This window comes from Mesorhizobium sp. M0514 (assembly GCF_040321145.1).
Taxonomy (GTDB): Bacteria; Pseudomonadota; Alphaproteobacteria; order Rhizobiales; family Rhizobiaceae; genus Mesorhizobium.
In genome coordinates, this window is sequence record NZ_JAMYQZ010000071.1 from 25,984 (window position 1) to 32,286 (window position 6,303).

Annotated in this window: 5 protein-coding genes; 3 read left to right on the forward strand and 2 right to left on the reverse strand. The window is 61.7% G+C overall.

Features of this window, described 5'->3' with window-relative positions:
- The first annotated feature begins 1 nt into the window (after position 1).
- Together NKI61_RS24350 and NKI61_RS24355 are read left to right on the forward strand one after the other, a co-directional pair.
- A complete protein-coding gene (locus tag NKI61_RS24350) occupies positions 2-526 on the forward strand; it encodes a twin-arginine translocation pathway signal (protein ID WP_023696497.1) in 525 nt (174 codons plus the stop codon).
- A gap of 50 nt (positions 527-576) precedes the next feature.
- Positions 577-2,148, forward strand: a complete 1,572-nt coding sequence (locus NKI61_RS24355; RefSeq protein ID WP_352841244.1) for a GMC family oxidoreductase — start codon at positions 577-579, stop codon at positions 2,146-2,148.
- A gap of 65 nt (positions 2,149-2,213) precedes the next feature.
- Here the strand turns inward: NKI61_RS24355 and NKI61_RS24360 are convergent, their stop codons facing one another.
- Positions 2,214-4,127: a PhoX family protein gene (locus NKI61_RS24360; protein WP_352841246.1), complete on the reverse strand. Its 1,914-nt coding sequence runs from the start codon at positions 4,125-4,127 to the stop codon at positions 2,214-2,216.
- Between the two features lie 117 nt (positions 4,128-4,244).
- A complete protein-coding gene (locus NKI61_RS24365; protein ID WP_352841248.1) occupies positions 4,245-4,640 on the reverse strand; it encodes a hypothetical protein in 396 nt (131 codons plus the stop codon).
- Positions 4,641-4,953: 313 nt separating this feature from the next.
- Here NKI61_RS24365 and urtA point away from each other — a divergent pair, with 313 nt between their 5' ends.
- Positions 4,954-6,264 (forward strand): urea ABC transporter substrate-binding protein, encoded by a 1,311-nt coding sequence (gene urtA, locus NKI61_RS24370; protein ID WP_023684621.1) that lies wholly within the window; start codon positions 4,954-4,956, stop codon positions 6,262-6,264.
- Positions 6,265-6,303 lie beyond the last annotated feature (39 nt).

Here is a 6,303-nt window from a genome sequence, read left to right on the forward strand (position 1 = left end):
AATGGTCACGATCTATGACGCGAGGCTCTCACGTCGTGAACTTCTCAAACGCGGCGGCATCGGCGCGTTGCTCGTCATTTCCGGCAGCGCCGTCATCAGCCCTGAAAATGCCTGGGGGCTCGAGACATCGGCGCTCAAGCCCGAAACCATGGCGACGCTGATCCAGATGGCGCGCGACATCTATCCGCACGATCAGGTGCCCGACAAATACTACGCCATCGCCGTAAAAGGCCATGACGAGCAGGCCGGCAAGGACGCTGCCTACAAGATGATGATCGAAGACGGCATCGCCGACCTCGACAAGAAGTCGGGCGAGGGCGGCTATCGCGGCCTCGGCTGGGAGGAGCAGCGCGTCGCCGTGCTGCAGCAGATCGAGGCGACGCCGTTCTTCCAGTCCATCCGCGGCGGCCTCGTCGTCAGCCTCTACAACCAGCAGGAGGTGTGGCCGATCTTCGGCTACGAGGGCGAATCCTACTCCAAGGGCGGCTACATCGCGCGCGGTTTCGACGACATAGAGTGGCTCTGAGCCCTCCGTCGTTTTGAAACCCCGCAAAGAGGAATTCATGGGAGGAAACCATGGCAGCTTCATTTGATCTCAACAACGACGGCGTGGTCGTGATCATCGGCTCCGGCGCCGGCGGCGGCACGCTCGGCAACGAACTCGCCCAGAAAGGCGTCGATGTCGTCATCCTCGAGGCCGGCGCGCGCCACGAATACGAGGATTTCATCAATGACGAGTGGGGTTCCTTCAGCCAACTCGCCTGGACGGACAAGCGCACAACCTCAGGCGACTGGCGGGTGTCGAAGGATTTCCCCAATTTGCCGGCCTGGATCGTCAAATCGGTCGGCGGCTCGACCACGCACTGGGCCGGCGCCTCGCTGCGCTTCCAGGAGCATGAGTTCAAGACGCTCTCGACCTACGGCAAGCTGGAAGGCGCCAACCTGCTGGACTGGCCGGTCACATTCGCCGAGATGGAGCCTTACTACGCCAAGGCGGAAGCCAAGATGGGCGTCACCGGCACCAATGGCTGGCCGCGGCTGCCCGGCAACAACAATTTCAAGGTGCTCAAGGCCGGCGCCGACAAGCTCGGCTATAAGGAATGTCATACCGGCAACATGGCAATCAATTCGGTCGAGCGGGACGACCGCAACTCCTGCCAACAGACCGGCTTCTGCTTCCAGGGCTGCAAATGGGGCGCCAAATGGTCGACGCTCTACACCGAGATTCCCAAAGGTGAGGCGACCGGCCATCTCGAGGTCCGGCCAAACGCCATGGCGATCAAGATCAACCATGACGCTAGCGGAAAAGTGACCGGCGTCGTCTATGCCGACAAGGACGGCAATCTGCAGGAGCAGAAGGCCCGCATCGTCGCCGTCGCCGGCAACTCGATCGAAAGCCCGCGCCTGCTGCTGAACTCCGAGTCAGCGAAGTTTCCGCAAGGGCTTGCCAATTCGTCGGGGCAGGTCGGCAAGAACTACATGCGCCACACCACCGGTTCGGTCTACGCCATTTTCGACCAACCGGTGCATATGTATCGCGGCACCACCATGGCCGGCATTATCCGCGACGAGGCGCGGCACGATCCCTCACGCGGCTTTGTCGGCGGCTATGAATTCGAGACGCTGTCGCTCGGCTTGCCCTTCATGGCCGCCTTCCTCAATCCCGGCGGCTGGGGCCGTTCATTCACCACCGCGCTCGACCACTATGATCACATGGCTGGCCTGTGGATCGTCGGCGAGGACATGCCGCGCGCGGAAAACCGCATCACGCTGCACAAGGACGAGAAGGACGCGCACGGCATGCCGATCGCCGACGTGCATTTCGATGATCATCCCAACGACACGGCGATGCGCAACCATGCCTACAAGCAGGCCACAGCGCTTTACGATGCGGTCGGCGCGACGCGCTCCTTCCCGACGCCGCCCTATCCCTCAACCCACAATCTCGGCACCAACCGGATGAGTGAAAAGGCGGAAGACGGCGTCGTCAACAAGCACGGCCAGGCGCACGACATCAAAAACCTGTTCGTATCGGACGGCAGCCAGTTCACCACCGGTGCGGCTGAAAATCCGACGCTGACGATCGTGTCGCTGGCTATCCGCCAGGCCGAATACATCGCTTCGCAAATGTCGGCCAAGACGATCTGAGCCGTCCTCCGGGATCGCTACGCGGAACGCGCATGGCGCGTTCCGCCCTTTTTTCCTAGGACTCACTATGCGCCGACCGGCTGTCCGTCCTTGCGGCGGATGGCGACGACGGACGGTCGCGGCAGCTGGCCATCCCTGAAGTCGGGCCACAGCGTCTGCGCCTTGTCGAGCGTCTCTGCATCTTCCGCAGGGTGCTGCACCGACAGGAACAAAGTCGTGCCGTCCGGCGTGAAGCATGGGCCGGTCGCTTCGGCGCCATGCGGGCAGGTGAACAGCAGCTTCGGCAGGCCGCGCGCCGCACCTTCGGTGTCGACGCCATAGACGCCGTCCGGCAGGTCGAAATCATTGGCGCCGTCCGTCGCCACCCACAGCCGCCCCGCCGGGTCGAAGGTGATGTTGTCGGGGCAGACGAACCAGCCATTGTCCGACGTGTCCGGATGGAAGGTGGCGCCGACCTTGGCATCTTTCGGGTTGCCGCAGAGCACGAACAGGTCCCAGGCATAGTTTTCGGCCGTGTGGTCGGCGTCCGCTCCGCGGCCGCCGGGCGGGATCAGTTCGACAATATGGCCCCAGAGATTTTCCGGCCGCGTGTTGGCCGGATTGACCTTTGACTGGTCGCGCTTCTTGTTCTTGGTCATCACCGCATAGACGCGGCCGGTCACCGGATTGGTCTCGATGTCCTCGGGCCGGTCCATCGGCGTGGCGCCGAGCGCATCTGCCGCGAACCGCGTCTTCAACAGCACCTCGGCCTGGTCGGCAAAACCGTTCTCGACGGTAAGCTTGCCCTGGCCGTGCACCAACGGCAGCCACGTCATCGAGCCATCGGCATCGAAGCGGGCGACCGACAGCACGCCATCGTCGAGCAGATCGGCGCCGGAGGCCGGGTTGGCCTTGTCATAGGCCTTGGCCGAGACGAAGCGGTACATATATTCGAAATAGTCGTCGTCACCCATATAGACGACAACGCGGCCGTCCTTGTTGAGGACCACGGTCGAGGCCTCATGCGACATGCGGCCAAGTGCCGTGCGCTTCACCGGCCTGGACTGAGGATCGTAAGGGTCGATCTCGACCACCCAGTCGAAGCGGTTGGCCTCGTTCGGTTCCTTGTCGAGGTTGAAGCGGTCATGGAAGCGGCCGCGGCCATAGATGTCGGAGCCGTCGAAGCCGTAACGGTCGAGCAGGTCGGCAGTCGGCGCCTTTTTCGGGTCGCCGCCGAAAATGTCGGACACGCCTTCCTCGCAGGTCAGCACCGTGCCCCACGGGGTAACACCGCCGCTGCAATTATAGCTGGTGCCGAGCACTTTCGTGCCAGTCGCGTCGGCCGAGGTTTTCATCAGCGCATGGCCGGCAACCGGTCCGGAAACGGTCATTTCGGTGTTGGCGGTGATGCGGCGGTTGAGCGGGCTGTCCGCCACGGTTTCCCACTTGCCGTCCTTCACCTGCACCTCGAGGATCGAATGGCCCATCGCGGCCATGCCGAGATTGACCTGTTCCCTGGTCATCGTCTTGCCGGCATCGCCCTCGGTCATCCCCGGAAACATCACATTGGGCGAGATGTATTCGTTGTTGACGCAGAGCAGGCCATGATCGGAATTCACCGTGCCCTTGGGCAGCGGCATGAAGGCGATGTAGTCGCAATTGTAGCCGAAGCGCTTTTCCTGTTCCTCCGCCGCGACCTTGTTGCCGTCGAATTCGGCGAGGCCGGCTGCAAGCGGGTCGCCCCAGCGCGCGACGATGGTCGTCTCATAGCCTTCGGCGGCGGCATGGGTCTTGTCGTAGACCCGCTTCAGCTCGGGAAAGCCGAGCGTCGACTGCGCTGCGGCGGCATGCGTTTCGCCGGCAAACAAGGAGCCGACAAAGCTGCCGCCGGCAATCAGCGCGCCGGAGGCGAGGCTGCCTTTCAAAAGAGACCGGCGCGAGACGCGCTCGGCAATGATTTCGCGGATGACGGGGGAGGATGAAGACGGTGTATTGGCCATGGTGTCTGCCTCTCAGGGTGGATGTTACGGCGCACCGTTGCCCTAGTCTGCTTAGGCAACATTCACATGACATAAGAGGAAGGTTTTGCCGCAACTGGGCGCGGCACTACGCATCGCTCAGCCCTTGGTGCAGGTCGAGGCGGTGAAGGCGCCGTCGGGCTGCTTCAGAATGATGTCGAATGACGGGGCGGTCTCGCCGTCCAGTGTTGCCTGTGTCATGGAGACGGAGTTGCCACCGGTGGTATAGCCGCCCAGCGGCCCGAGCCAGGTTATCTCGCCATTGGCATTCATCTGATAGTTGTAGCCTTGCGTCGCGGTGCCGAATGTCACCGGGCCGGTATAGACATTGCCCTTGATGGTGATGTCGCCGAGGTTGAGGAAGGCGCCGAGCAGGTAGACCTCGCAATGATAGGTGCCGTCCGGAAGCTTGCCCTCGCTGAAATCGGCGCGCGCGGCGCCGCTCGTTGCCATCAGCAGCAGGATGCCGGAAATGCATGAGGTGCGAGATGTCATGACGTCACTCTTTTGAAGGGCGAGCTTGCCCTATTTTTGCGCGGTACCGCAACATTGTTAGCCCGGAACACACGGCCGGAGATCAAAAACTAGGCATTTGTCTCAATTGGGCAAAAATTAGGCAAAAGCCATGTGCGCTGCGCAAATTTGCCTCAATCAATTTTTACCGGCTGCCTTTTTGTTTCTCCAGGCTAATATACCAACCGGCTGATAACGCTCGGCTATTCCATCTTCGTGAGCGGCGCCTTCGCGTTTGGCACGGCAGTTGCTTTGCATTGTCGCGGTGCAATCAAACAGCTTGGGAGTCTTCGGTATGAGGGGTAATTTCTCCACAATAACAAAAATGTTTTCGGCGGGCGTGATCGCCGCCGGCCTGTCGATGTCGTCTCCGGCCAAGGCCGCCGAAGACACGATCAAGGTCGGCATTCTGCATTCGCTGTCGGGGACCATGGCGATTTCGGAGACGACGCTGAAAGACGCCATGCTGATGCTCATCGAAGAGCAGAACGCCAAGGGCGGCCTGCTCGGCAAGAAGCTCGAGGCGGTCGTTGTCGATCCGGCCTCCAACTGGCCGCTCTTCGCCGAGAAGGCGCGCGAGCTGATCTCGAAGGACAAGGTCGCCGCCGTGTTCGGCTGCTGGACCTCGGTGTCGCGCAAATCGGTGCTGCCGGTGTTCTCGGAACTCGACAACATCCTGTTCTACCCCGTCCAGTATGAGGGCGAGGAAAGCGAGCGCAACGTGTTCTACACCGGCGCTGCCCCGAACCAGCAGGCGATTCCTGCCGTCGATTATCTCATGAGCGAGGACGGTGGCTCGGTGAAGCGCTGGGTGCTGGAAGGCACCGACTACGTCTATCCCCGAACCACCAACAAAATCCTCGAGGCCTATCTGAAGGCCAAGGGCGTCGCCGCCGAAGACATCATGGTCAACTACACGCCGTTCGGCTTCTCCGACTGGCAGACCGAAGTCTCCGCAATCAAGAAATTCGGCTCTGCCGGCAAAAAGACCGCCGTCGTCTCGACCGTCAATGGCGACGCCAACGTTCCGTTCTACAAGGAACTCGGCAACCAGGGCATCAAGGCCGAGGACATCCCGGTCATGGCCTTCTCGGTCGGTGAGGAAGAGCTGGCCGGTCTCGACACCGCCCCGCTGGTCGGCCATCTCGCCGCCTGGAACTATTTCGAGAGCGTCGACACACCCGAAAACAAGAAGTTCATCGCCGACTGGCACAAGTTCATCAAGAATGACAAGCGCACCACCAACGACCCGATGGAAGCCCACTATATCGGCTTCAACATGTGGGTGAAGGCGGTCGAGAAGGCCGGCACCACCGATCCCGACAAGGTCATCGACGCCATGGTCGGCGTGTCCGTGCCGAACCTCACCGGCGGCTATTCGACCATGATGCCGAACCATCACATCACCAAGCCGGTGCTGATCGGCGAGATCCAGGCCGACGGCCAGTTCGAGACCGTGTCGCAGACGCCCGGCCTCGTGATGGGCGACGAATGGTCCGACTATCTGCCCGATTCCAAGGACCTGATTTCGGATTGGCGCGCGCCTCTGTCCTGCGGCAACTTCAACGTTGCCACCGGCAAATGCGGCGGCAAGGGCACGAACTGATCCCTCCCGGGACTGACCGATCGTGGACGCGTCCACGAT

Coding starts and splice junctions, on each gene's coding strand:
- NKI61_RS24350 (WP_023696497.1), top strand. CDS start 2: ATGGTCACGATCTATGACGCGAGGCTCTCACGTCGTGAACTTCTCAAA.
- NKI61_RS24355 (WP_352841244.1), top strand. CDS start 577: ATGGCAGCTTCATTTGATCTCAACAACGACGGCGTGGTCGTGATCATC.
- NKI61_RS24360 (WP_352841246.1), bottom strand. CDS start 4,127: ATGGCCAATACACCGTCTTCATCCTCCCCCGTCATCCGCGAAATCATT.
- NKI61_RS24365 (WP_352841248.1), bottom strand. CDS start 4,640: ATGACATCTCGCACCTCATGCATTTCCGGCATCCTGCTGCTGATGGCA.
- urtA (WP_023684621.1), top strand. CDS start 4,954: ATGAGGGGTAATTTCTCCACAATAACAAAAATGTTTTCGGCGGGCGTG.